Origin of the sequence: Sphingomonas phyllosphaerae (assembly GCF_029623345.1) — a bacterium.
Taxonomy (GTDB): domain Bacteria; phylum Pseudomonadota; class Alphaproteobacteria; order Sphingomonadales; family Sphingomonadaceae; genus Sphingomonas; species Sphingomonas phyllosphaerae_C.
The window spans coordinates 96,636-122,512 of sequence record NZ_JAPYKH010000002.1 but is presented as its reverse complement, the minus strand read 5'-3'; the positions used below and the strand labels follow the sequence as shown (position 1 = coordinate 122,512).

The 25,877-nt window shown below is 63.8% G+C and carries 23 protein-coding genes and 1 pseudogene; 12 read left to right on the top strand and 12 right to left on the bottom strand.

Annotation, left to right across the window (positions count from 1 at the left end; all coding sequences use genetic code 11):
• Positions 1-79: 79 nt before the first annotated feature.
• The 3 genes from QBJ89_RS02480 to QBJ89_RS02470 form a co-directional block, all read right to left on the bottom strand.
• On the bottom strand, positions 80-796 hold the full coding sequence (locus QBJ89_RS02480; RefSeq protein WP_277978966.1) for an IS6 family transposase: 717 nt from the start codon (positions 794-796) through the stop codon (positions 80-82).
• A 76-nt stretch (positions 797-872) separates the two neighbouring features.
• Entirely contained in the window at positions 873-2,753 is a 1,881-nt protein-coding gene (locus QBJ89_RS02475; RefSeq protein ID WP_277978965.1) for an AI-2E family transporter, read from the bottom strand.
• 349 nt (positions 2,754-3,102) lie between these two features.
• The gene (locus QBJ89_RS02470; protein ID WP_277978964.1) at positions 3,103-3,504 is read right to left on the bottom strand and encodes a hypothetical protein; all 402 of its coding nucleotides are present in this window, start codon (positions 3,502-3,504) and stop codon (positions 3,103-3,105) included.
• Between the two features lie 298 nt (positions 3,505-3,802).
• On the opposite strand from QBJ89_RS02470, the gene QBJ89_RS02465 reads away from it, so the two are divergent.
• Entirely contained in the window at positions 3,803-4,858 is a 1,056-nt protein-coding gene (locus QBJ89_RS02465; RefSeq protein ID WP_277978963.1) for a GGDEF domain-containing protein, read from the top strand.
• 68 nt (positions 4,859-4,926) lie between these two features.
• Here QBJ89_RS02465 and QBJ89_RS02460 read toward each other — a convergent pair whose 3' ends face one another.
• Complete coding sequence (locus QBJ89_RS02460; protein WP_277978962.1) at positions 4,927-5,121, bottom strand: hypothetical protein; 195 nt, start codon at positions 5,119-5,121, stop codon at positions 4,927-4,929.
• The gene (locus QBJ89_RS02455) at positions 5,121-5,663 is read right to left on the bottom strand and encodes a J domain-containing protein (protein ID WP_277978961.1); all 543 of its coding nucleotides are present in this window, start codon (positions 5,661-5,663) and stop codon (positions 5,121-5,123) included. Before QBJ89_RS02455 ends, QBJ89_RS02460 begins: the two co-directional genes overlap by 1 nt.
• Before the next feature lie 322 nt (positions 5,664-5,985).
• On the opposite strand from QBJ89_RS02455, the gene QBJ89_RS02450 reads away from it, so the two are divergent.
• Both QBJ89_RS02450 and QBJ89_RS02445 read left to right on the top strand, forming a co-directional pair.
• Entirely contained in the window at positions 5,986-6,303 is a 318-nt protein-coding gene (locus QBJ89_RS02450) for an antibiotic biosynthesis monooxygenase family protein (protein ID WP_277978960.1), read from the top strand.
• A gap of 29 nt (positions 6,304-6,332) precedes the next feature.
• A complete protein-coding gene (locus tag QBJ89_RS02445) occupies positions 6,333-7,766 on the top strand; it encodes a carotenoid oxygenase family protein (RefSeq protein ID WP_277978959.1) in 1,434 nt (477 codons plus the stop codon).
• A gap of 164 nt (positions 7,767-7,930) precedes the next feature.
• Here the strand turns inward: QBJ89_RS02445 and QBJ89_RS02440 are convergent, their stop codons facing one another.
• Entirely contained in the window at positions 7,931-8,995 is a 1,065-nt protein-coding gene (locus QBJ89_RS02440; protein WP_347342810.1) for an MBL fold metallo-hydrolase, read from the bottom strand.
• Positions 8,996-9,847 (bottom strand): serine hydrolase domain-containing protein, encoded by an 852-nt coding sequence (locus tag QBJ89_RS02435; RefSeq protein WP_277978958.1) that lies wholly within the window; start codon positions 9,845-9,847, stop codon positions 8,996-8,998. It abuts the gene before it with no gap.
• On the opposite strand from QBJ89_RS02435, the gene QBJ89_RS02430 reads away from it, so the two are divergent.
• From QBJ89_RS02430 to QBJ89_RS02415, 4 genes are all read left to right on the top strand, one after another.
• On the top strand, positions 9,828-10,151 hold the full coding sequence (locus tag QBJ89_RS02430) for a hypothetical protein (protein WP_277978957.1): 324 nt from the start codon (positions 9,828-9,830) through the stop codon (positions 10,149-10,151). The two genes, QBJ89_RS02435 and QBJ89_RS02430, sit on opposite strands and share 20 nt — an antisense overlap.
• Positions 10,152-10,729: 578 nt before the next feature.
• Complete coding sequence (locus tag QBJ89_RS02425) at positions 10,730-11,002, top strand: PadR family transcriptional regulator (protein ID WP_277978956.1); 273 nt, start codon at positions 10,730-10,732, stop codon at positions 11,000-11,002.
• Complete coding sequence (locus QBJ89_RS02420; RefSeq protein WP_277978955.1) at positions 10,999-11,643, top strand: hypothetical protein; 645 nt, start codon at positions 10,999-11,001, stop codon at positions 11,641-11,643. Before QBJ89_RS02425 ends, QBJ89_RS02420 begins: the two co-directional genes overlap by 4 nt.
• Before the next feature lie 125 nt (positions 11,644-11,768).
• Positions 11,769-12,641, top strand: coding sequence for an acyltransferase family protein (locus QBJ89_RS02415; RefSeq protein WP_277978954.1), 873 nt, complete (start codon positions 11,769-11,771; stop codon positions 12,639-12,641).
• 2,928 nt (positions 12,642-15,569) lie between these two features.
• Here QBJ89_RS02415 and QBJ89_RS02410 read toward each other — a convergent pair.
• The 4 genes from QBJ89_RS02410 to QBJ89_RS02395 form a co-directional block, all read right to left on the bottom strand.
• Entirely contained in the window at positions 15,570-16,592 is a 1,023-nt protein-coding gene (locus QBJ89_RS02410) for an IS110 family transposase (protein ID WP_277978953.1), read from the bottom strand.
• A gap of 950 nt (positions 16,593-17,542) precedes the next feature.
• Positions 17,543-19,495, bottom strand: coding sequence for an alpha/beta hydrolase family protein (locus QBJ89_RS02405; RefSeq protein WP_277978952.1), 1,953 nt, complete (start codon positions 19,493-19,495; stop codon positions 17,543-17,545).
• 1,448 nt (positions 19,496-20,943) lie between these two features.
• A complete protein-coding gene (locus QBJ89_RS02400; RefSeq protein WP_277978951.1) occupies positions 20,944-21,381 on the bottom strand; it encodes a hypothetical protein in 438 nt (145 codons plus the stop codon).
• A gap of 31 nt (positions 21,382-21,412) precedes the next feature.
• Complete coding sequence (locus QBJ89_RS02395; RefSeq protein WP_277978950.1) at positions 21,413-21,766, bottom strand: response regulator; 354 nt, start codon at positions 21,764-21,766, stop codon at positions 21,413-21,415.
• A gap of 127 nt (positions 21,767-21,893) precedes the next feature.
• Between QBJ89_RS02395 and QBJ89_RS20175 the strand changes: the two genes are divergently transcribed.
• Together QBJ89_RS20175 and QBJ89_RS02390 are read left to right on the top strand one after the other, a co-directional pair.
• The gene (locus tag QBJ89_RS20175) at positions 21,894-22,241 is read left to right on the top strand and encodes a DUF6894 family protein (protein ID WP_431522497.1); all 348 of its coding nucleotides are present in this window, start codon (positions 21,894-21,896) and stop codon (positions 22,239-22,241) included.
• Between the two features lie 473 nt (positions 22,242-22,714).
• On the top strand, positions 22,715-23,197 hold the full coding sequence (locus QBJ89_RS02390; protein ID WP_277978949.1) for a GAF domain-containing protein: 483 nt from the start codon (positions 22,715-22,717) through the stop codon (positions 23,195-23,197).
• Between the two features lie 167 nt (positions 23,198-23,364).
• On the opposite strand, the gene QBJ89_RS02385 is transcribed toward QBJ89_RS02390, so the two are convergent.
• Positions 23,365-23,655: a hypothetical protein gene (locus QBJ89_RS02385; RefSeq protein WP_277978948.1), complete on the bottom strand. Its 291-nt coding sequence runs from the start codon at positions 23,653-23,655 to the stop codon at positions 23,365-23,367.
• A 175-nt stretch (positions 23,656-23,830) separates the two neighbouring features.
• Between QBJ89_RS02385 and QBJ89_RS02380 the strand changes: the two genes are divergently transcribed.
• The 3 genes and pseudogenes from QBJ89_RS02380 to QBJ89_RS20170 all read left to right on the top strand — a co-directional run bounded on the left by QBJ89_RS02380 (position 23,831) and on the right by QBJ89_RS20170 (position 25,716).
• A complete protein-coding gene (locus QBJ89_RS02380) occupies positions 23,831-24,547 on the top strand; it encodes a Crp/Fnr family transcriptional regulator (RefSeq protein ID WP_277978947.1) in 717 nt (238 codons plus the stop codon).
• A 141-nt stretch (positions 24,548-24,688) separates the two neighbouring features.
• Positions 24,689-25,497, top strand: a pseudogene (locus tag QBJ89_RS02375) (IS3 family transposase); the annotation flags it as partial.
• Positions 25,498-25,527: 30 nt separating this feature from the next.
• Positions 25,528-25,716, top strand: coding sequence for a hypothetical protein (locus QBJ89_RS20170; RefSeq protein ID WP_431522500.1), 189 nt, complete (start codon positions 25,528-25,530; stop codon positions 25,714-25,716).
• Positions 25,717-25,877 lie beyond the last annotated feature (161 nt).

Sequence of the window (25,877 nt, the reverse complement as noted above, 5' to 3'; positions counted from 1 at the left end):
CGAGAAGCTGCACAGGGTGCTGTCAGTCTAATGCGAACTCGTCTCTACAAGGTGCACCTCCGGCTTCGAAGGCGACGGGTCAGCTGGCGAGCGCCTGCCACGCTGCGAGCGCCGCGGAGCGGCGCTGCTTGTAGGTCTGGCGGTCGACGAGATGGCGTTCGTGGTTGAAGTGGTTGTGAACGTTGGCGTGGACCGAGGTGAACTTCTGTAAGGTGCGCATCTGCCGAAGCCGCAGCATCGCCCGCTCTCGTCGCCTGAACGGCAGGTGCGAGTTCTCCACCCGGTTGTTGGCCAAGCGACCCACCTGCTGCTTCTCGCGGCTACCAAGCTCCGTCAGTGCAGCACCGTAGGAGCGCAGACCATCGGTGGTAATCGCCTCAGGCGAACCGTGGCGTTTGAGCGCCTTCTTCATGAACGCGAGTGCCGCCTTCTTGTCTCGGGTTTTCGTGACATAGCTCTCGAGGATCTCACCCTCGTGATCGACGGCGCGCCACAGATAGACCATCTCACCGTTCAGACGTACGTACATCTCATCGAGGTGCCAGCGCCAATGGCGAAAGCCGCGCATGCGGCTCACCCGCTGGCGCCGCACCTCGCCCGCGAACAGCGGACCGAACCTGTTCCACCACAGCCTCACGGTCTCGTGGCAGATGTCGATCCCGCGCTCGAACAGCAGGTCCTCCACGTTCCGCAGCGACAACGGAAAGCGCACGTACATCAGCACCACCAGCCGGATCACTTCCAGCGACGAGTTGAAGTAGCGGAACGGACTGGCTGGCTTGCGCGGGCGGGGCATGCCCCTCCCCGGCCTCGCCCGCTGCCGCAGGTGCATTAGCTTTGACAGCGCCGTCTTTATGTCTTCTCATCCACTGCTAGGCTGCGACCTGCCTCGAGGTGGCTGGCTCGGCGATGGCGTCAACCGCCGCCGAAAGTGAACCGACATAGCCATCCGCGCCAAGCTCGCGCTGGATCCCGACATCCGTGAGCGCCGCTTCTCCTTGCGGCCACAAGCCGACAATGATGCGTGCTTCCGGAGCCTTCGTCCTGAGGCGCCGAACCAGGTAGCGCAGCCGTGCAGGTGATCCGTTCAACTCCAAGTAGGAGATCATGATCGTCGTCACTCCGGCAAGATCGAGCGCGGCGATCGTCTCTCGGTTGACGGCACCATGCGCGATCGTTCTCGCTTCAATGCCGCGTTGTTCTAGCAGCTGCACGACCATGGCAGTCACCGCTTCGTCGAAGGCGCGATGGCCGGCGATACAGGCGACCAAGCCGGCATGCAGTGCGGGTCGATCTCCGGCGGCGCGCGACGGCTTCAGGTCACTGATCACCGACAGCATCGAGCGCGTCATCCGTCTCGCGCCTGCATCGTCGATCGTGCCGCGCGCGTGATCCTCCACGGCAAGCTTCAGGCCTTCCAGCACGACGCTGTCATAGTACGCGGTCAGCGAGCGATCGCCGAGCAGCACCTCGGCCTGCGCCAGTGCCTCGTCAGAATTGTCGGCGAGGATGCGTTGATAAAAACTTTCAACCGGTGTCAGGGCGGGTCGATCGCCGAGCAGCACGTCGAAGAACTCCAAGCTCTTCACGTGGCGGCCCATAACGACCAGGCACAGCGTCAGCGGCGTCGACATGATGAGGCCGATCGGGCCCCACAACCACGTCCAAAAGATTGCCGACACGATCACCGACACCGGCGAAAGGCCGGTAGAGTGCCCGTAGAGCAGCGGCTCCACGACATAGCCGGTGATCGGCTCGACCACGACGAACAGCGCGACCACCTCGATCACCATGCCCCACCCCGGATCAACCGCAGCCGCAAGCGCGGCGGGCGCGACCGCCGCCAGGAACGAGCCGATATACGGCACGAAGCGGAGCAGCCCCGCCATGACGCCCCACATCGCCGGCGACGGTACCCCGATCGCCCATAACCCTAAGCCGATGACCAGGCCGAAGCAGGTGTTCACCGCCAGCTGCGAGAGGAAGTACTTGCTCAGCCGCTGTCCGGCGTCGTCGAGCGCGCGCGTCGTCCGGTGAAGATCACTCGACCCGAACACACGAATGAAGCGGTCGCGCAGGTCCTCCTTCTGCATCAGGACGAAAATCGCGACGATAAGAACGATGATCGTTGTCTCTAGCGGACCCAATATCGGCTCCACCACGGTGCGCGCGATTGTGAAGGGCGACGTGCTCTCCTGGACGATCTGTACCGGCACCGGGCGCCGCTGGCCTTCGGCGGGTTGCGCTCCACCAGTGGTGAGCGGCGGTGTGGCGCCCTGCGGGGTGGTCGCATGCCTGCCGCCGAGCTCTCTGGTGATCGACGTCATTTCGGCCAGTGCGAAACCCTGCACGCCCTCCACCTTAGCCTGGATCGTCTGCGCGTACTGTGGCGCATTGACGGTGAGCGAGGCGGCCTGGCTTCCGATCAATGTGCCGAGGAGCCCAAGAACGCCTAGAGCCGCCAGCACCGTGAGGATCACGGCAGGCGCCCGCCACAGGCGCAAGCGCTGGAGCAGGTTCACGACCGGCGACAGAACGAACGAGAGCATGACCGCCAGCGTGATCGGGATCAGCACCTCTTGACCGAAATAAAGCGCAGCGATGACCAGCGTACCAACCGCCACACCCGCCAGCGTCTTCAACTCCGGCGCGGCCGCCGCGGGGATCTTCGCCGCTCCACCGAGTTCATCCGGTCCAGCACGACTGCCGGTCAGGACGTCTTTGTAGCCGGCAACGCTGTCTAGGTCGCTCATGATCGAATGCCTCACACTCAGGCAACCTGTGCCGGTTACACAGCCTAGGCGCATTGGCGCTTCGCGTCATCATCGCTTAAGGCGATAATCAATGCCTGGCTTGCTAAGGCCAGTCGATTTCATCGTCACCACAGCGGGGCCTCGACATCGGGACGCAGCGACCAGAAAACAGACTGATCTTCTTCCGGCAAGCCGACCCAATATCGGACACTTAATGCGCTGCGACCGCTCACCGACTATCGCCATTCGTTCACCTTACCAGTCGAGGCTCGCCAGCCAATCCAAAGAGGTGAGTGACCGATAAGGTATCTGTCGGCTCCTTTCCGAGCTAATCACGCCCGTTCCGCAATCAGGTCGCCGGCTGAAGCCTGACCAGGATCTGGCTCTCCTCACGCACGATGTAGTTGCGGAGGTCGTCGACAAGCGGGCGAAACGCGGAGGCAAAGCCTCTCTGGTCATGCTCGATGCGGGCGCTAGGCCAGGCGCTGTTGAGACATGCCAGAGCAGCACGCCATTGCTGCAATTCGCGATGAAACGCGGCAGCAAGGCGCGGGCATAAGGATCCGGCGTCGACGGCAGCTCGGATCGTCCTGCCTTCCTCCTCGCAATGCGTATTGACCAGGCGAGAGAAGCTCAGTCTCAGTCGCGCGAGACTGTCACGTCGGCATGGCTGCCGCGCCGACGCCTCGGCGAGGATCGCGGCAGCGAGATCGAGCATCTGGCGGTGCTCTGCCGCGTGAACAGCCTTCATGTACTTATCCGCCTGTTGACCAACATGATCATTGAATTGGGCGGAAGGCGTTAACGCGACTTTTCGCCGGTGAGCACGAGTGCCGGCGATACGACCTTTGTAGGAGAACGCCGCGCATTGCCCCGCCCAGGTTGGCGAGCGGGGTGTTCGCGCACCATTCGCGAGGTAGCCCAGCTTCTCACGATCTTAATCTGTCGCGGTCAAGGTCGAGCGCGATATGCCTTCGCCGCTCCTAGACCACGCGCCTCAACACGAAGACTCCTATGTCGAGCGGGTCGCTAGCCTGTTCGCGACAAGAATGCCTGCGACCATCATGAGCGCGCTCTTTTTGCTGGTGGCCACGCTTGTGTCGTTGCGCTCGCGCGATGGCGCCGCGTCGCTGCTCCTTGGCCTCGGCGCGGCAGCCAGCGGTTGGCGGCTATGGCTCCTCTACCGTGGCCGAGCGCGCTGCGCCGCAGCGGCCCTGTCGAGGGCTGACGCGCGCGAGCTTGAGCGACGATTTGGCGCGTCCTACCTCGCCTTCGCCGTGCTGTTCGGCTGCTTCGCGGCGCGCGCGCTGATGCTGCCCATCCCATCGCTTCACCTGCCAGTCGCGATCCTCGTCGTAGGCTATGCCGCAGGTGCCGTAGCCACCACGGCCTTACGGCCGCTGATCGCCGGTGGAAGCGTCCTTCTGGGTGTCCTGCCACCCGTCCTTGCTTTGGCCTTCCGGGCGGAGCCCGACCATTCGGTCGCGGCGCTATGCCTCATCGCGCTGCTGACTGGAGGGCTTCGCAGCCTCACGAAGCGCCACCTTGCACAGGAGCGGCAGTCAGCCACAAGTTCTGCCTTCGCAGCGCTCGCGCGGCGCGACCACCTGACCGGCTTGATGAACCGCTTCGCGCTCGCAGAAGCGATCGCAGGCTTTAATCGCGCCGGTCCGTCCGCGGGCAGCTATGCGTTGCACTACCTCGATCTCGACGGCTTCAAGCAGATCAACGATCAACTCGGTCATGCTGCGGGCGACGCGCTCCTCTGCGCCGTTGGAGAGCGTCTGACCGCCTCTGCACAGCGCGGTGACGCTGTCGCGCGTCTCGGTGGAGACGAGTTCGTCGTCATGCAAGTCGATGCCTCATCGTCGACGGTGGTCGCCGAACGGGCCGATGACATCGTTCATTGGCTGAGCGCTCCTTACCGGATCAACGGAAAGGTCGTCAGTGTCGGCGCCAGCATCGGTTCAAGCCGACCGTCGAGCCGCGCCTGCGAGATGAACTCCCTTCTTGAGGAGGCAGACGCGGCGCTCCGACACAATAAGCTGTCGCGCGATCAGCGCCAAATATGGCCCTACGGTTATCAGCTTTTCGCGCGCGCTTAAGCTGTTATCTCCGTCAGCTTGTTGAGGATCGGGGCTATCGACCGAGTGGGTCGACGATATCGAAATGGCTAGTGAACCATGTTCCCGGTGCCAGTCAGCTGGATCGAGCGTGTGACCAACTTGCCGCGGACGATGTCTGCAACGAAGTCGATCGTCAGCACAGTCCCACGATTATCGACCCGTTCATATTGCGACAGTTTGACCAGCCCGGTCACGTATGGCTGCGCGCCATCGAAGTAGACGTTGAGGACGCAGTCACCCACTAACCGGCTCGACGCTCGCGGAGCCGGTGCGTTTGGTTTGACAGGGCCCTGCGAACCGCTTTGGCAGGAGGCTCAGGTGCGGGATGAGCGGCATCGCTACGTCGAACCGTCGATGCCGTTCCCGATTCCTCGTGCAACAGAACGAGGATTGTAGCGATCGGTGCGGCGGTGAGGATCAGCAGAAAAAGGCCCATCAGCCAATCGTTGGTCGCTAGCGGCTGCGAAAAGCCACCGCTCGGTTGCATTGACGGATAACGTCGCATCGGGCGCCTGCCAACTTTCCCTGGGTGAACCGAACGGTTCGCGGCTGCTCGATGGGCAGACGGCCTGATCTGCGAGCGATCATAGGCGGCCCGTGCTTCCTTCTTTCCCAGGACCGCGTATGCCTCGTTGATCTCCTTCGCACGAGCAGAAACATCCACGCCTTGGTTGGTATCAGGATGATATTGACGAAGCAGCGCCTTCCACGCGGCATGGATGGCATCGCGACTTGCCGTCGAGGGAACCCCTAGAACCGAATAATAGTCGGGTGAAAGATTCATCCCGTCGTTACCTACGGCGTATAGGCGAGGAAGGAAAGTCCGACTACCGCCTGATCTGAACCGGGCCTTCCTCGGTGCTTCAAGGTCCGGCTTTAGGCGCCAACAATGCGGTGGCTACCATGCTTAGCCGCAACAGCGTGCCTCAGACGCCACGGCGCCGACGGGCGCTGACCTACAGCAGGCCATTCGACTCACCCGACCGCTTTCTTCTCTGGACGATCAGTGAGGTAGGGATCTGACCTCCTACAGGACGAGACGCCCTCGCATCCCGCCCCACTCCACCCCACGTTAGGCCCGCACACTCGGCGCAGGAGCTTGCCCCATGTTCATCGCCATGAATCGATTTCAGGTGATCCCTGGTGAGGAGGATGCCTTCGAGCAGGTCTGGCTGTCGCGCGACTCATACCTGGCCGGCGTGCCGGGCTTTGTCGAGTTCCATATGCTGCGCGGGCCCGCGGCCGACGACCACGTCCTCTATTCCTCCCACACTGTTTGGCGGTCGCGCGGTGACTTCGAGGACTGGACGCGATCCGAGGCCTTCCGTGCCGCCCATCGCGGCGCGGGTGACCACAAGCCGTTATACCTGGCGCCGCCCCGCTTCGAGGGCTTCGACGTCATCCAGACGGTCACGCCATCGTGACGGTCACTCGGCGCCCAACGTTCGCCAGCTTGGTCGAGCAGGCGATCGACAACCTCGTCGGCGCGGTTGCCTCGCCGATCGTCACTCGCATTGCCGCGTTCAACAAGCGCCGCCTGCCGCCCCGTGATGCGCCACACCCGCTGCTTACCGGCATCCACGAGCCGATGACCGAGGAGCTGACCCTCACCGACCTCGCCGTGGACGGAATCATTCCGCCCGAGCTCGACGGTCGCTACGTTCGCATCGGACCGAACCCAGCCAACGCCGACCCGCGCTCCTACCATTTCTTCACCGGAGACGGCATGCTGCACGGCGTCCGCCTCCAGGGCGGACGAGCCCGGTGGTATCGGAACCGCTGGATCCGCTCGACGGATGTCGCGGCCGCGAGAGACGTGCCGGCGGCTCCAGGACCACGGCACATCTTCGACACCGTCAACACGAGCGTGCTGGACCATGCCGGCAGCGGCTGGGCACTGGTGGAGGCCGGCAGCACGCCTGTCCGCTTCGACGAGCATCTCGAGACGCAGCGCTACGACGACTTCGGCGGCACCCTGCCCGGCTCCTTCACCGCGCACCCGCGCCGTGATCCGGCAACCGGCGAGTTGCACGCGCTGTGTTACGAGGCGACCGATCCCAAGCGCATACGGTACAACGTCGTGGATGTCACCGGCCGGGTGCGACGATCGGTGACGATCCCGGTGTCGCACGGGCCGCTGATCCACGACTGCGCCATCACGCAGCGCTACGTCGTCGTCATGGACCTGCCGCTCACCCTGTCGATGCGAACGGTGCTGGCGGGCCACGGCTTTCCTTACCGGTGGAACGAGAAGCACGCGGCCCGAGTCGGGCTGCTGCCCCGTGACGGCGAGGCGGAGGATATACGGTGGTTCCCGCTCGATCCCTGCTTCGTGTTCCACACCGCCAACGCGCATGATCTGCCAGACGGGAGTGTTGCGCTCGACGTGATCGCGTACGACCGCATGTTCGACGGCGACAACCTGGCGCCGGACGAGCAGCCCCGCGGCCTCGAGCGCTGGACGATCAACCCTTTGGCCGCATCGGTGGATCATCGCGCGATCGACCCCGCGCCGCAGGAATTGCCGACGATAGACGAGCGTCGCACCGGCCGCCCCTACCGCTATGTCTATGCGCTCGGACTGCCCGAACAGATGACGGAGACGCTTGTCGGTGAGGCACCGCTGATCAAGCACGACTTGGAGGCTAACACGCGACAGCGGCACGATTTCGGGCTGGGACGCATTGCGGGCGAGTTTGTGTTCGTTCCGCGCGCTCTAGATGCCGGTGAGGATGATGGCTGGCTTATCGGGCTCGTGATCGACGCCGGGGGGCACACCACCGCGCTGGAGATATTGGACGCACGAAACTTCGAGGCGCCGCCCGTGGCATCCGTTCGTATCCCGCATCGCGTGCCGCCTGGCATCCATGGCGCCTGGCTGAGGTAACTCGATCCACGTCGCAGTCGCTTGGTCCTCCGGACCGACGCTTGACCGTCAGCGGACGTCCAGCGAGCTCTCTACCTTGCCGATGAGCCACCAGACGCTTCTCGATCGAGTGCTGACGCGAAGGGTCTGCTTGACCGCGACCCGCACGGGTGTCTGCCGCGGCCCTACGTCGTCGCGTCGCGTTCGTCGCTATCGCCGGCCGCGATGTCGTACACTGCACCGGGTTGCGCCGCGACGAACCTGCGGGGTGCGATACCGGCGGTCGAGAGAGCGGTCGCAAGCGCAAGTCGGGGCGCCTCGCGCCCCTCGTCCGTCAGTTGGAATGTCCCCCAATGGATTCCGAGCGCCTGTTTCGCACGAACGTCACGGAAGATGCGGACCGCTTCGCCAGGGTCGACGTGCTGCGCCGCCATGAACCAGCGTGGCTCATAGGCGCCGATCGGGATAAGCCCGACATCGGGTGCGGGCAGTCGCGCGCCGATGTCGCCGAAGATCTTGCCGTCGCCGTAGCCGGTGTCGCCGGCAAACCAGATCGAGCCTGCGGGTGTCGTGAGATAGTGGCCCGCCCACAGCGCCATGCGAACGTCCGACGGCCAGCGATTGGCCCAGTGATAGGCTGGCGTGAGCGTCGTGGTCACACCACCGCCGAGCACGATCGTGTCCCACCAATCGCCGGTGACACAGCGCGCATCAGGGATCGCGGCACGTACGATTGCGTCGTTGCCGAGCGGCATCGCCATCACCGGCGCATGCGCGGCGTGCAACCGCTGGAGCGTGGCCATGTCCATGTGGTCGTAGTGGCAATGGCTGATCAGAATCGCGTCGATCGGCGGGAGGCGCTCTAAGGCGATCCCTGGTGCGGTCACACGCTTCGGCCCCGCCCACGTGAAGGGGCTGGCACGGTCCGACCAGACAGGATCGGTCAATATGTTGAGCCCTGCCGCCTGGATGAGCAGCGAAGCGTGGCCCACCATGGTGACGCGAATGCCAGAGATGCGGTCGTCCGGAACCGTTTGGGTGACCGGTATGACTTTCGGCCATCGCTTCGCCGCGCCGCCGAGCTTCCAGCGCAGCATGTCCCGCAACCCGCGGTCGGTCATCTCCTGCCCCGGGTTGAAGAAGCGCGCGCCGTCGTAATGGTCGCTCGGCGGGCCTGAGTAATAGCGGTTTTTCGTCACGTGCCCTTGAATACCGAGACCCTCTTGTCCGCGGAAGTCGATCCTTCCCACCTACGCGCCGCGCTCGGCGGCAGGAACGAGGTGATCGGCGACCAAACGATGGAGCGCGTCGATGTGGCCAGTGTCGCGGGTCCCGTTCGGGTCCGAGGTCATCACGATGGTCAGCTGTAGATCGGGAATGACATAGACCATCTGCCCGCCGTAACCCCATGCGAAACGCACGGCATGTCCTCGCATGTCGGTGAGGAACCAGCCGTAGCCGTAGGCCAGCCCGCTCCACGGCGAGACGGTGCGCGGCGTCCAGCTCTGCTCGATCCACTTAGCCGACACGATCCGACGCCCGTCGATCTCGCCGCCGCGGCGGTACAGCTCGCCGAACCGAGCGAGCGCGCGCGGCGACAAGCGCATCTCGTTGCCGCCGAAGTGGATGCCTTGCGGATCTGCAGGCCACGGTGGGATCGTGATGCCGAGCGGCTCGCCGAGCCAGGCGCGAGCGTTCGCCAGCGTGCTGCGGCCGGTGGCCCGCGTGAGCGCCGCTGAGAGCAGGTGGGTGGAACCGGTCGAGTACAGCATGTCCGTGCCGGGCTCTGCGACGAAGGTCCGTGACAGAGCGTAGCGTACCCAATTACTGCTCGAGACCCAGCGACCGTAGTTCTCGCCCGACGTCCTCTCGAGCCCCGCCTGCATAGACAACAGGTTACCGACGGTCACTCGCGCGAGCCTAGGATCGGGCTCGCGCGGCGCCTCGGAGCGCAGCAGCGGCAGCACGGGCTGATCGACGCCGGCAAGGACGCCGCGCTCGATCGCGATCCCGATCAACGCCGACATCACCGACTTCGACGCCGACTTGATGTTGACCGGCCGGTTCAGCGGCGGCCCATCATTGAAGACGCGCGCCGCCATCGTCTCGCCGTCGCGCAGCACCAGCAGCGAGCGGAGTCTTGGCAGACGGCTGGCAGCATCGACGGCCGCGCCTAAGTCTACGGCACCGACGCCGGTTGTTCGCACGGCGACCATCGGCTGGGAACATGCAGTCGTCGGCGCGCTGTCGCAGGCAGCAAGGAACATCAGGCACAAGGCGACAAACTTCATCACACCGATGTCGGCACGCGGCGCGACGATGCAAGCCAAGGCAGAATTCGGTGAATTGCTTCGAGCCGATCGGATGTCCGCGCGGCGGCTACTACGAGATAAGAACGAACCTTGACCGACTCAGCGACTGCTGATTGCAACCGGACGTTGCGCTCCCTTACGCTCCTTTGCTCACCGGTGGCGCTGACCGCTTGCTCGTTAGGTTCAGACGAAGCCAGCAACCGGAACGTTTCCCGCGATGCCTCGGAGGGAAGCGAGCCTGCCGCAATCAGATCCGCTCGGCAGGCCTGTAAGCACCTCCGCGAGTCGCCGAGAGAACGTGAGGAGTCCGACGTCGGCATCTCGGACTATGAAGCGTGCCTTGGCCGACGGGCGAACCTGACTCACCCGGCGGATCCGCGACTTTGTCATCACGCTAGGAGCAGAGTGTCGGCTTCTGGGACCTGCACCTTAGGGGAGTGATGTCCACGAGTGAGCGCTTGAGGCCGTCACGCTTCCTAAGCTGAGGACCCGGGCCTGACCTCCTTCCTTATAGAGAACGGACGTCCCTTCATACGCCAAGCGAGGGCGCTGGGAGGCGCATGAACTTGCCGACGGCGAACGCCGACCGCTGGTGAAGTAAGCGGGCTTGCAGTCATAACTCTACATATGTATGAGAACCACATGGTTCGATCTCGTCGTCCCTCGCCGCAAATGATCGCACTCCTCCTGGCGCTGTCTGAGGAGGCACCGGGATGGACGCACGGCTATGAGCTGATGAAGGTCACGGGACTGAAATCAGGCTCGCTCTACCCGCTCCTGATGCGGATGACCGACCAGGGCTTGGTCGAGGCGGAATGGCGCGAGCCGATCGTGATGGGTCGGCCGCCGCGTCACGCCTATCGACTGACCGCACAGGGGCTGGCGCTGGCGCGCGGCGCGACGAACGATCTCCCGCTCTCCCGTCTCCCGGCTCTCCCGGCATGAGCGCTTCGCTGTCACGCATGGTGATGGCGTTGGCGACCGCGAGCCTGGGTCCGCATCGCCGTGGCTGGACGCTGGCGATGGAAGCCGAATTGGAAGAGGCAATGGCGGAAGGCCAAGGCCTGTCCTTCGCCGCCGGTTGCTTGTTGACGGCCTGGCGCGAACTACCGGCCCACGTCGAGGGGCGGCTCGTGCTGGCCAGCTACACCTTGGTGCTGGGACTGATCCTGCCCGCGGCGGCGCTGCTGCTGGCCGGCGTGCTCGCCGGCTACCCTTACCTCCTTCCCTATGACACCGAAGCTATGAGCTCGTTCGCGGAAGTTCAGATGCTCGTGCCTTGGCTGAACGCCGGCAACGCCGCCGCGATGCCGGCGCTCACGCTGATCGTGTTGCTGCGCATCGCAAGCGACGTGCTGGTTGCATGGTTCGCGGCGGAGCGAGACTGGACACGGACGGCTGCCGCCCAGCGGTTCGGCGCGGCGGCGACCGTCACGCTGGCCACGTCGGCTGGCCTGATCCTGCTAGACGGCACCTGCGTCTTGCTGCCCGCCCTCACCTTGGTGATCGAGGCCGTGGCCATCGCGGTGCTGCGTCGCTTGCACGATGCGGCGGAAGAGAATCACTCGACCGGCCAGACGACGTGAGACGGCGAGGTGAAGGCCTCCTCCGGCTGCCACCTTCACCTATTCCCGCAGCGACGTGCCATGCTTCCACGTCTCCCGACCTCTTCTACAACCTGCAGGCCCTTCGAGGCTATGCGGCGGTCAGCGTGGCCACCTTCCACTTCGCGCTGATCCCGGCCGCATCAGTGCCGTGGCCTTACGGCAGCTTCGGCGTCGACCTGTTCTTCGTGCTCAGCGGCTTCATCATCGCGTGGAGCACCAGGGCCGGGCACCACGGCTTTCTGATGCACCGTGCGATCAGGGTCCTGCCGGCTTACTGGATCGCGACCGGCCTGTTCGGCGTGATCGTGCTCATCGCCATGCCTACTGAGGTCGCGCTCGGCTGGCTCGGCCGATCGCTGCTGTTCCTGCACGGCACGGACGGCCGGCCACCCCTCCTCTTCGTCGGCTGGACGCTCGTCTATGTGCTGGTCTTCTATCTGCTGTACGCCGGCGCGCTGCGCGCTGGGCCACGCCACGCGCCGTTCCTCGCTATCGCAGCATTGCTCGTGGTGGCTTATGGTGGACGGCTGATCGGCGTTGCCCAGCGTGACTGGCCATTGCTGATCGAGTTTGCCTTCGGACTGGCGACCTTCTTATGGGTCGACCGGCGACCTACGCCTTTTCCGCCTGGCGCGGCTCTGGCGCTGGTGCTCGTAGCGGCGGCGCTACCTTACCTATTGGAACCCGGCCTACACGGGCGGGACGGCGGCGCTGCCGGCCAGATCCGGGTGGCGGCACTCGGCCTGCCTGCCGCCGCGGTCGTGCTGGGACTGGTGCAGCTCGAGCGCGCAGGACTCGCATTGCGGAGCCGGCCCGTCCTCGCGCTGGGTGCAGCTTCCTACGCGCTGTATCTGCTTCACCCGATCGTCTTCTCCTTCGTACTGCCCGTCGCGCCCGGGTCATACGCCCGGCGCTTCGCCATCTTCATCCTTCTGCTGGCGATCACCATCGGCGCGTCGTTGGCGTTCTGCGCCTGATCGAGGCGCCCTTGCTCCGCTTCATGCGGCGCCGGCTGATCGGCAACGCGCCACCGCCGAGCGGGGCGACGGCGAATGGAGCGTTGCCGACGGAGGGTATGTGAGGCGGTACCGGACGGCATCCCTGCTGGCGGTGAGCTGGGTCGGGGTCCACGCGACCGATGCCTTCGCGCAGGAGGTACCTTCCGAGCGGCCGGCCGCCACCATCGACGCCGCACCGGACATCGTCGTCGTGGGCCGCCGCGGCTCGGCCGTCGCCGACATCGCCCCGCTCGCGGAGCTGGACGCAAACGCCATCGCCGCGCTCGGCGCGCAGAGCCTGGACGAGGTGAACCGCGCCATCCAGGACCAGACTCGCTCCGCCGACGGATCAGCGCCGATCCTTCTGCTCAACGCGCAACGCGTCTCGGGCTATCAGGAGATCCAGTCGCTCCCGCCCGAGGCGATCGAGAAGATCGAGATCCTGCCCGAGCCGGCGGCGTTGCGGTACGGCTTTCCCCCCTCGCGACGCGTGGTGAACTACATCACGAAGCGCCGCTTCACGCAGGTGGAAGCGCGCACGGCGCTGGGATCGACGCTGCCGACCGGGCGCGGGACGATCAATGCTCGCACGGGGTACACCCGGCTGCGGGACGACGCACGGCTCACCGCCAATCTGGACTACACCCGCTCCGATCCGCTGTACTGGTCCGATCGCAGCCTTCAGCCCGACCCCGATGTTCCGTTCGACGCGCTGGGGAACGTCACCGGCCTTGACGGGGGTGCGATCGACCCGGCCTTGTCCACGCTGGCGGGGGGCCCGGTTCTGATCGCGCCGGTTCCGGCCAACCCCCGCGCGCGCGGCACCCTTGCGGGCTATGCCGCGGCGGCCAATCGCCCGCGCCTGTTCGATTACGGACGCACCCTCACGCTCGCGCCCGCCAACGACACGATCAAGGGCGAGGCGGTGCTGGGCGGTCGTGTCGGCGCGACGCTGGGCGGATCGCTGTCGCTGTCGCTTGAGCACAGCCGCGATCACTCGCTGGCAGGACCGGCCTCTGCCTCGCTGATCGTTCCGACGAGCGACCGCTACTCGCCTTTCGCCGGGCCGGTGGTGCTGAACCGCTTCCTCACCGAAGCGCCCCCGCTCCATGTGCTCGACGGGCGCACCACGCTCGCGGTCGGCGCGATGCTGCGCGGCGCCCTTGCGGGCTGGCAGTGGGACGCCACCGTCGCGCTGAACCAGACCGTCCAGAGCGGTGTCACCGAGCGTGCAATTGACCTATCCGGCGCGCAGGGCGCGCTCGTCGTGGGAGCTGATCCCTTCGCGCCACTGAGCTCGGCGGTGCTAGCGAACCGGCTGACCGATCGAACTCGGCAGCGTACCCGCACGCTCGCGGCCAAGCTCGTCGCCAGCGACGATCCCTTCCGCCTGCCCGCCGGCCGCGCGACCGTCACCGCCACGTTCGAGGCAACGCGGTTGTCCGCCGCCTCCTCGCTGCGCGGCGTTGACACCTTTGACCTCCGGCTGAGGCGGGACCAGGTCGAGGCCGGTCTGGCGCTAAGCCTGCCGCTGGCCTCCCGCGCCAATAACGTGCTCGCGGCGATCGGAGACGTGTCCGCGAACGCGTCGGTGAACGTCCGCCAGGTCGAGGGCTTCGGCACCCTGTCCGACAACACCTTCGGGCTCGCCTGGACTCCCTTCCGAGGACTGCAACTGATCGGCTCGCTGCGCCGAAGCCGAGCGGCGCCCGATCTGGTCCAGCTGTCCGCCCCGCCGCGTACGCTCGAGAACGTGCCGCTTTTCGATCTCGCCAGCGGTCGCACCACTGTGGTGACGCTGTCGCGGAGCGGCAACCCCGCCCTGCTGGCCGACCGTCGCACCGTGCGATCGCTTTCCCTGACCTGGAAGCCGTGGCAGAACAGCGAGCTGCGTGTAGGAGCGTCGTACGAGGCGACGCAGATCCGCGACCAGACCGGCGTTCTGGTGACGCTCACGCCGCGAGCCGAGGCGCTGGTACCAGACCTGTTCGTCCGCGATGCCGTTGGACGCCTACGCTCGGTGACCTTTCGCCCGATCAACTTCAATCTCGAGCGACAGCGCAAGCTACAGCTGACGCTGACCTCGAGCGGCCGGATCGGCAGGCCTCCGCCAACGTCAAACGAGGGCGCGACCGCGCCCGGCGACGAGCGCCTAAGCTATTATCTCGGGCTGGTCCCGACCTACACCTTCGAAGACCGGTTGCGGCTCCGCCAGGGAGCCTTCTTCCTGGACCTGCTAAACGGCGACACGATCGGGAGCTATGCGCCGCGCGTCTCGGGCTATGCCTACGCCGGAGTCAACAAGCGCGGCCACGGCGGGACGCTCGGCCTCTACTACGCCGGCGAACGCCTCATTCGAGGCAATAGTCGGCTCAACGACCTGCGCTTCGCCTCCATCTTCCAGGTTGCTCTCTCCGGATACGTGCCGGTCTCAGCCTTCCTCCCCGGTCGAGCCTGGACGAAACACCTGCAACTGCGGCTGGAAGGCGCAAACCTGCTCGACTCCCGACAGCAGGTGCGGAACGGCAGCGGGATTACCCCGAACCGGTACCAGACCGATTTGATCGATCCGCTCGGAAGGACCGTCACCGTGTCGCTTCGCAAACGGTTCTGAGGAGACAACCTCCTACTATCGGGTGGACCCATGTGTGGACGGCCCTCCGTTGGCAAGTACGAGCATTCGCCTAGCGTTGCTAGTTGGTGCGGCCATGTGTCCGACCTGTTGGTGCGGCACATAGCCGCTGGCCATAATGCCATTCGCGCGTCTCGGGTCCCGATCAATTGCACGCACTCGAGGTGCCTGGGTCATCGTGGGTTTTCCCGATCCGGCGGTTCAACCGGCTTGTCGCATTAGCTCCTGTTCGCCCTTTCCAACCTCGTCAGGCGCAGTTGCCCGCGTCGTGTTCCTTACGCGACCTGCGGCTCGCGGTAACGCTCGCCGCTGGCCATCATTGCCCAGATAGTGCGGGCGTTTCTGTTGGCGAGCGCAACAGCTGCGACCTTGGCCGTGCGACGTGCGAGCAACTCCATGAGCCATGGTCGCTTCGCTCCGTTCCGCTCGGCGTAGCGCACCACCGCCATCGCACCGACGATCAGCATCTGGCGCAGGTACTGATGCCCAGCCTTGGTGATCCCACCAAGCCGCTCCTTGCCGCCGCTCGAGTTCTGCCGCGGCACCAGCCCGATCCACGCTGCGAGGTCGCGGCCTGAGCGGAAGATCGTTGGTTCTGGTACGGTGGCGACTATTGCGCTGGCGAGCAGCGGACCGACACCGGGTATCTCCATCAGGCGGCGACCGAGCTCGGTCTCTCGCGCGCTCGCCAGAATGCGGCGGTCATTCTCGAGGATCTGCTCTTTCACCATACGCAATTGAGCTGCCAGCATCTCCAGACATGATCTGGCATCGGCCGGCACACGCTCGTCGGTAGGATCGGCGATCACGTCGAGGAGCTGGTCGATGCCGTTCCTGCCGATCGGCGCCGCGATGCCGAACTCAGCCAGGTGAGCGCGCATCGCGTTGGACAGCTGCGTGCGCTGACGGTTGAGGATCAGGCGGACACGGTGCAGCATCATGGCGCTCTGTTGCTCCGGCGACTTGATGCCGACGAAGCGCATCGTCGGCCGGGTCACTGCCTCGCAGATCGCCTCGGCATCGGCCGCGTCGTTCTTGCCCCGCTTGACGTAGGGCTTCACATACTGCGCCGGCATGAGCTTCACGTCGTGGCCGAGTGCCACCAGCTCGCGCGCCCAGTAGTGCGATGTCGCGCATGCTTCGATGCCGACCAGACACCGGAGCAGCTTGGCGAAGAACTTCAGCATCCGCCCTCGCGTCAGCCGCTGCCGGATCACCGCCGCACCCTCCGCATCGACGCCATGTACCTGGAACACGTTCTTTGCGAGATCGAGACCTATCGTCGTGACGCTGCCCATCGTGGTTCTCCTTCCGGCTCTCCGCAGGTCATCCTGCGGGAGGGTTGGAGAGCCGTCCACGTCATCAATTGCGGTCACTCGGGCTCGCCTGTCGGCCGCTCAGTTCCGGACGTTTGTTCAGCGTCACGCCCGAGCCTTCTACGCGTTCCACAGCTATCCGGCTGGCCTGATTTGGGGAGTGAGCGGAACAGCAGCTTACAGGATAGATGCGTCTAGCTGTCCCCGAGCACGCTATACGCCAGCCATGCTGATCGAAGCGCCGAATCCCATGATGGCCGCGAGAACCAGGAAGATGCCGAGCGCCACCAGCGGCCCCGCAAGCGTGCGATCGGATCTTCTTGGTCGCGCCATTGTTAATGCCTGAACGAACTGAGGTATCTCGACAATCAAATATTGCGCTACACTGTGATCAATCAGGCGAGTGTGTCAATAACGCTGGCTTGAGCGGGTGACGCATGCCGCGCGCCAACCCAGATCACTTGTGCAGGTTCAACAGCTTCGACAAAGCTCCACCGCATTGTTATGCCTTAAGCAATGGACCTCGGCGGCAAGGCCCTCCGCTTAGGGCTAGCCGCCCGCAAATTTCTCCTGCATGTTGCTCTCGATAGCGTGTAGGAAACTAACTTGCATCCGTTGATGATGGCGCTGACAGTCTTCGCTTTAGCGCCCAATCAACAGGTTGGTGAGATGAGCCTTCCCTGTCCAGCTCCCTTCGAAACGCTGCTCTCTGACAGAGTTTTTCGTGCCTATCCTGCAAAGTTGCAAGCACTCATCGGATCAGGCGGCGAAATTCCGCGCAGCTGTCCAGCTGGCCTGATTGGCAAGGTGTCAGACCGGCAACTTACGGCCCTTGCGAGGCAGAGGCAGGTAACGTCTCCAACTGGCACCGGGTGACGAGGGTGCTCGTCAGACCTGCCCACGCGCTCGCTGCGTCGCCTACCGAGCGCCTCTTACATCCTCATCGACCGCCTGAGAAATTCATCGCTGGCCTCGAGGAGCCGTGTGCGCGCTCCCGCGTCCTCAAGCTGATGGTCCAGTCCTTCGAAGGTGAGCAGATCAACCGTCTTGCCCGCCGCCTTCAGGCGAGCCAGCATCAGCGCCGACTGGGCGTAGTTGACGTTCGCATCGAGCGTGCCGTGGGCGAGAAGAACCGGAACGGCGATCGCCGCGGCGTTGGCAGCGGGTGAGGCGGCGGCCGGCTGTGATCCGATGGAGGCAGTCTGCACGCGAGAATCGGTGAAGTTCTCGCGATCTGTCACGAGCGAGGCGAGGTCCGTCACCGGGGCGATCGCCACCACCGCCTTGAACAATTCAGGATCGAGTACCGCTGCCTCCAGCGCGGCGTAACCGCCGTATGACCAGCCCACAGCGCCCAGCCGTTTCGGATCGGCGATACCCTGCGCCACGAGCCAACGTCCCGCGTCGTTGACGTCGCCCACAGCGGTACGCCACGCGCGGAAGCCGTTCTCCATCAGGTAGGCGTCACCGTAACCGGCTGAGCCGCGGTAGTTGGGCTGGAGTACCGCGTAACCGCGCGCGGCGTAGAACTGCGCCAGCCAGTCGAAACCCCACTCGTCGCGGGCGGTCGGGCCACCGTGCGGCAGCACGATCGCTGGCAGGCCCTTGCGGGATCCTTCAGGAGGCAGCGTCAGATAGCCGGGGATCGTCGCGCCGTCTCTCATCGCGATCTGCACCGGCTCCACCTTAGCCAGCGTACGCTGCTCGAGTTCAGGCCGCGCTAGCATGAGCACCTGAAGCCGCTTCGCTACCTTGTCGAACAGGAAGTACCGGCCGGGTTCGGTATCAGCTGCCGCATGGATGAGCAGCTTGGTGCCGTCGCTGCTGCTGTCGACGACGTTGATCTGCGGCAGCTTGGGCAAGGCGCGGTGCAACGACGTGACCATCGTGTTGACCTGCGGATCGAGATAGGCCGCAATGCGCTTCTCGGTCACGTAGGTATACCCGACCACATGTCGGTCTCGCCCGATGCGGATCAGACCATCGATGTCGACATCAGGCCGGCTTGCAACAAGTGTCTCGCGATCGCTGCCGTCGAGCGCGTGGGTGTAGAGTGCCTGTCGGCCGTCGAGCTTGCGAAGCCCGTAGGCGACGTTCATCGCCTTATCCACCGCGAGCGGGGCGAAACCCTCGGCAGTGACAGTGTTGACCGTGCTCAGCGCTTCCCAGTCGCCCGTAGCGGATCGATAGCGGTAGACGACATTTCCGCTCCATTGGTTGGTTTGCCCGCGCACGTCGTAGTAGCCGATGATCCGAACCGCGCCTTGACCATCCGTGAGGAAGTTGATCGCGTTGGCGCGTGGCGGCTCCACGGTCCTGCTCGCCCCGCTTCGGGTGTCAATGCGGTCTACCGCGAGACCGTCCCGGCGCGAGCCGATGTTGGTGCCAGTCTGTTCGGTCCGCGCGTAAGGCTGAACCATCAGCACCGCGCCATCTGTTCCCGGCAACAGATCGATGACGCCGCCGCCATAAAAGGCGTTGGTGCGCTGATTGGTCTGCTTGTTGGTGAGCATGCGCTGGTTGCTACCGTCGGCGTCGACCGCCACCACGCGCGAGTAGCCAAGCGGCCGAGTGGCTTCCGGCACCTTCACCAATCCGACAATCGTGCAAACCAGCCGCGTCTCCGACACCCAGCGACAGTCGCGTAGGCGGTCAGGCCTTCCTGGCACCGACAGCGCCGGCTTCGGCACAGATCCTTCCGCCGTCGCGACGGTGAAAAGGGTCGACCCCTGTCCGGCAGCCGGCGCGATAAAGGCGATCTTGCTCCCGTCGGGCGAGAGGCTGACCTGCGCCGCCCCCTCGCGAGCGCCGAAGGCCGCCGCCACGGCATGCGCGTCTGCTGTCATCGCACGCGCCGCCGTTGTCGTGGCGAGCAACGTCGCCACGCCAAACCACCCTACCGCACGTTCCATGATGTTCCCTACGTTTCCCCGGGCTCATCTAAGCACACGCACAGCGAGGTGGCCAAGTCGCAAATCGGTCCGCACCGGCGCCAACTTTAAGCCTTTCGCGTTGCTCCGGCTCGATCCCGAAGCGCCCGCACCGACAATGATGTTTGTTTAAGCGCGACGCCGAAGGCAAAAGAAGGTGACCCCTAGGTCGCCATTCGGTGCCCTCCCCGCGCTGCCCAACTGCGGACGTCCGTTCACGTCGTTCCACTGAGACTGCAACGGAGAGGAGTGTTAGGAAATTAGCTCCGCGGCTTCGGCGATGCGCCCGCTTACCCACGCGCTTGACTCAGATGCGACCAATTCAGGCTCAACCGGGAGACTGCGCAAAGGCAACTTCGCCAAGCGCAGGTCTGCCGCCACGCTCCACTCCGCGGGTAGCTGTAATTTATCAATCGGCGACCCGTCATTGTCGGAGCCGAAATCAACGAAAAGGTATGGTTCGCCACCTGGGTCCGCGTAAGACGGATGACCACCGATCGTCGGAGAGCGAACACCAGCAGCCATGTAACAACTCCGCAAGTCGGACCGGACGAGATAGCGATATTTCCAGACGCATCCGTAAGCGGTCGACACCTCTAGCGACACATCTGTCTGAATGCACACCGGTCTCCAGATCGTTCGGGCACTCTCCCATATTTGTTGGACCGAGTTCCTCACCCGATCCGTTGAAGCGAGATATATACTGAGCGCCGTTAGATCGTGACCGGTTGCCAGTTCGCATACCATACCCATTTCTCTTCAAAAGGCGACGAACTCTCCGGCAAGGAGGGCCCATCCCGCGTCCGCGTATTCGGGAAGTCGAATGAGCGCACTCAGCCAGTGCGCCAGTTCGCTGCATCGCGTGACTCCCCGACGCCGGCAACTGCTCCAGCTATTTGCGCTCTCGAGATCGGCCGCCTCGACGAAGTAAGGGTAAGCAGCTAACTTCCGCCAGCGAGATCGGTCACCTTCTCTTATAACTTGGCCAATGTTGCTGATCGAGGTTAAAGCTAATTTCCTGACGATTATTGAAATATGCTCATCCGAGCCGATCTGGGATCGCGATACTCGCTCATCGCTGTTTACACCCGGGCTCCAGCGACTGCGAGACGGTAACGTAGTCCCGCTCGAAGACGTTGGGGAATCCTGTGGAGTATCGACTGTATCGCCTGAACAGCCTGAACAAGATCATCGACGCATTGACATTCCACGGAGACGATGACGAACAGGCAATCGCAGAGGCAGCACGTGTTGAGCACGCTGAGCACATCGAGATCTGGAGTGGTGCTCGGATGGTTTGCCGGGTTTCGCCGACGGCGGACGGAAAGGCCGGGCCGACATCATAGTCAAGCACACGGCTCGCGACGATCCAGAGACGACCGGTTGCAAGGTGCTGCGATACTTCAGCTCATGCGCGTACGAGACACCTCCGCGAGCAGCAATGCGACGATCCGCCTCTCTTCCACCATCTGCTGCTGAAGGCCGGCCACTTGCTCTCGCAGCGCATGTCGATAGCCGTCGACGTCGCGGACCATGGCATCGGCCGGCCAGCGCGACGTATAGAGCTCGTACCGCTCCCCCGTCGCGATACATGAAGCCTTCAATGCTCGCGCCTGCTCTGCCCGGCCAGGGTGCGATGACCGAAGGATGGGACCGTAGACCTCGTTGTGCTTGAAAAGCTGGTACGCGCGCAGCAGGCGGAACATTCGCCATCGCGACTGAGCGAGCGTGTCTTGCCAGCTTACCGGCTTGCGTTCGGCAACCTCGGTGGCCAGCGCGATCTCGGCGCGAATGAGGGATTGGTGTCGCTCGAGTTCAGCGAGCGCATCGGCGGACTTCATGCCCGCATGACCCCAACTTTCGTCGAACCTTCTAAGCGCACGCAGGCGCGGACCGCTTGAAAGAAGCGAGTAGACTGGCCGCGCTGATCGGCTTGACCAGGATGTCAGCGTAGCCGCGGCAATGGCTGCATGCGTCGGGCCATGCTGTGATAAAGGTGACCGGAACGGGGTACATTCGGCGGATCACCTCCACGGCAGCCGGACCGCTGCCCTCGAGCAGCCGTACGTCCGACGCGACGAAATCCGGGCGGTGGGTGACAGCCGATGTGATCGCGTCCTGCTCGGTAGCGACGATGTCGACCGTGTCGGCGCCCCCTTCCAGCAGTATGCTCTCGATCTGCATGGCGATGAACGGCTCGTCTTCGATCACAAGAACGTGGCACATGCCTTCATCCTCCTCGACAAGGAGATCAAGAGGCCTTAAAAACCCCTTTGTATATAGTAAAAGGTTATTGATTTAGCTCAAGCTTGTGCGGGCGCCTTGGAAACCGCTCTGTCACGGAGGAGGCACAATGTGGCCTTTTGGTTCAGAGAAACTGGGCTTAATACTTGATCTATGTTTTCGTCACGGTCACGCCACTCCCCTAACCCGGCGTCTGAATGACCGATTCTTCTTCCAGTTCGCCGGGCGGCCCCGAGATACCGTGGGCATCACATGCACCGACTTGGCGGAGGCACGGACGAGAGCCGTCCAGCTCCTCGCCGAGCGACTTGCACATCAACCTACCTACGCGGAGGAAGGGCACTGGCGCGTCACCGTAGAAGATGACTGCCGTCGCCCGTTGTTGAACGTCATTGTCGCGACGGTTGCCGCACGCGGCGCACCACGCGAGCCCAGCTTAGAAGCCGCTGGAGAATAGCATATGCTCGTGCGACACCTGCGAGATGGTACGAGTCAGCCTTCGTACAGGTGGATTTCGCCTGACGCGACATGTGCTCGAATCGAGCGGGACTAAGCTGCTAGCTTGCGATCGACGGCCTGTCCGACCTCATCCCAGCGGATGCCAGCGCCAGATTATGTGCCCGAATCGCTACGATCATCTGATCCACGATGTGCTGGCGCACACGCTCGCCGTGCCGCTTGATCAAAGTCGCTGCCGTTCGGTCGGTCTCATTGTCATTCGAGTGGTTCACGCCACATAGATGATCGCTCGAGGTCATATGCGCCATCGTCAGTGACCGAGACTCACCCCGAGGTGAGAACGCTCTGTCCATGCGTCGCGGTGACACTGGCTGATCTGATCCTCAGACAAGCTCTTTTCGCGCTAGAAGGCGCGCTTCTTATCACATGTCAATCATGGCTCGGCGTTCTGCGTCATCATACGTTATGCAGATGGATCAGCCTGAATCGGCCCGAGTTGCCGCGCTCAAGAGTTACGGCATATTGGACACCCCCAATGAGGTCGAATTTGACAGGATCGTGCGGCGCGCGGCGCATACCTTGCACACGCCCATAGCGCTAATTTCTTTAATCGATGAAGAACGCCAATGGTTTAAAGCCCGGATTGGCTTCGAGCCGGAAGAAACGCCAAAAGCGATTTCTTTCTGCACGCACGCCATTCGTGGTTCCGACGTGTTTGTTGTCGAAGACGCGACTCAAGATGTAAGGTTTGCAACCAGCCCACTTGTCACGGGCGCGCCCAACATCCGGTTCTATGCCGGCGCTCCGCTGAGAATGGCAAGCGGTGTCCGGATTGGAACCATTTGCGTTATGGACAGTGAGCCGCGAGTTGCGCTGGATGAGAAGCAGAGAGCCGAGCTAAGGGCGCTTGCCCAACATACGGTAGCTCTCGTGGAGGCTCGCCGGAAAGGGTGATCGCTCCCTGTTAAGAGTCGAAGGCTGGCTGAACATCCTTCAATGATTGTCTTTATCGCGCGCCGTACTTGCACATACCTTTCTACCTTGCCGCTGTTACGCTACTCTTTTGACCTGATAACTGGCTCGCAAAGTAAAGTTGAAATTCGCCTTATCAGTATTTGGACTTAGATTGTCGCACCCGAATATGTAAGCAAGCTCTGATATATGGCCATCAATAGTGAGACAGACTGTTCAGTTGTCTTGCGGCTCTCATCACGATCATCCGCTAGCTCAAGGCGGATCTCGACCGCAGCGTTGACCGTCTTAACGGCGTCATCGACCGACAGGACTGACCGGTCGATCAGCTCATGAATAAGGCTCTCGACGAGTAACAAAGCGGCCTCTCCCGCCGCGTCATAGCGAGTCTTATCCTCCACCTGGGCGATCGGCTTCACATTGTCCGGCATGGTGACCATCGTCCTCGATTGCGCCAGGCGAAAGGCAGATTCCTTCCAGCCGCCGGCGCCTGCGCTACGTGTCGACGATGCCTATACCATAAGAGCGCCGGTGCCCGACCGCCAGAGCGATATTGATCGTGTATAACAAAGGTGTGATATATCTATTGCCGGAAGGGGCCGTAGGTTCGGGCGCATGCAGAACCGCTTCATCGACAAGCTCAGCCACTACGTCGATCTCTCGGTCGATGAGGTCGCCGCGCTCATGCGGGCGACGACGGCAGGGCGCAAAGTTGCAGCGAAAACAGACCTGATCCGCGAGGGCGATCGGCCAGGTCCGGTCTTTGTCATGCTCGATGGCTGGGCAATGCGCTACAAGATCCTGCCAAACGGATCGCGCCAGATCATGGCCTTCCTCATGCCAGGTGACGCCTGCGACCTTCACATCAGTCTACTCGCCGAGATGGACCACAGTATCCAGACGATCACCGCTGCGCGCGTCGCCACCATCTCGCGCTCCGAGATGGACGAGATGCTCGACCAACACCGCGGCATCGCTCGCGCCATGTATGTCGCCCAACTAGCCGACGAGGGGACGCTGCGGGCCTGGATCGTCAGCATGGGAAGGCGTTCCAGCCTGGAGCGGGTCGCGCACCTCATCTGCGAGCTGTTCGTCCGTGCGCGCTGGAGCGACGTCACCGAGGCGGCGTTCGAGGTTCCGTTCTCTCAGATCATCCTGGCCGACGCACTCGGCATGACACCGGTTCACATCAACCGCATGCTGAGGGATCTGCGAACGCGCGACATCATCAGCATGCGGCGCGGCTCGATCTCGATCCTGAACCCGTCAGCCCTGGCTTCCGTGGCGGGGTTCGATGAGAACTACCTTCATCGGCGCGCCCGTTTGCCTTAACTAACTCAATTTAGCTGCCCCGCCCGTCGTTTTCCGTATCTGCGGAACCTCCTACCGCGCCCACCACCGATTTGGCTCCTGACGTGTTGCCCTGAATTTACGCCAGTTTGAGCTAGAGTTCGCCGTCGTGAGGAGACGGATGTGAAGAAGAGCAGGTTCAGCGAGGAGCAGATCATCGCGGTGCTGCGCGAGCAGGAGGGCGGGATGAAGACCGCCGAGGTGTGCCGCAAACACGGGATCAGCAGCGCCACGCTGTACGCCTGGAAGGCGAAATACGGCGGCATCGACGTGTCGCAGGCGCGCAAGCTGAAGGTGCTGGAGGACGAGAACACGCGGCTGAAGCGGCTGCTGGCGGACGCGATGCTCGACAACGCCGTGCTCAAGGAGGCGGCAGCAAAAAACTGGTAAAGCCTGCCGCTCGCCGGAGAGCTGTAGAGGAGGCTCGGCAGTGCTTCGGTATCAGCGAGCGTCGGGCATGCTCCATCTTCGGCGTAGATCGAACGTCGGTGCGCTACGCGCCCCGGCGTAGTGATGATGGCGACCTGCGGTCGCGGCTGCGCGAGATCGCGGCGGAGCGCCGCCGCTTCGGCTATCGGCGGCGGGGTATCATGCTGGCTCGCGAGGGGCTGGTCATGAGCCACAAGAAGCTGCTGCGGCTGTACCGCGAGGAGAACCTTCGGGTCAGGCGCCGGCGCGGTCGAAAGCAAGCCATGGGCACCCGAGCGCCTATGGCGCTGCCACAGGGACCGAACCAGCGCTGGAGCCTCGACTTCGTCAGCGACACGCTGATCAGTGGCCGACGTATGCGCATCCTGGCGGTGGTCGACGACTTTACGCGCGCGCGTCGCTGCGCTCCGCTGGCGCTGGTGGCGGACACCTCGCTGTCAGGCGCGCATGTCGCTCGCGAGCTCGACGCCATCATCGCTACCAGGGGAAGACCACCTTTGCTCGCGCAGCTGCGGGTCGGTGGCCGCCTGGTGATGCCGATCGGTCTTTCCACCGCCACCGAGCACCTCCACGTCTACACGAAGCAAGCCGACGGCCGCGTCGACGTGTGTTCGTTGGGCTGGGCCATGTTCGTGCCACTGACTGGCGTAGGTTTCACGCCGGATCGCCCAGCCCTCATGGATCGCAGCACGCCGCGCTGCTTCCGGTCGGACGCGACATGATCGAGCAAGCGGAGCGCGATCGTCGATGCGCGGAGGGTCTTCGGCCGCTCCAATCGTTGCGCCGGGACTCCGCCGAGCCGAGTTGCTCGCCTGCGATCGTCGTCGGCGGGACGCGCGAGCCGGATCAGCGTCATGCTGGACTTAAATCGCCGCAGACTTGC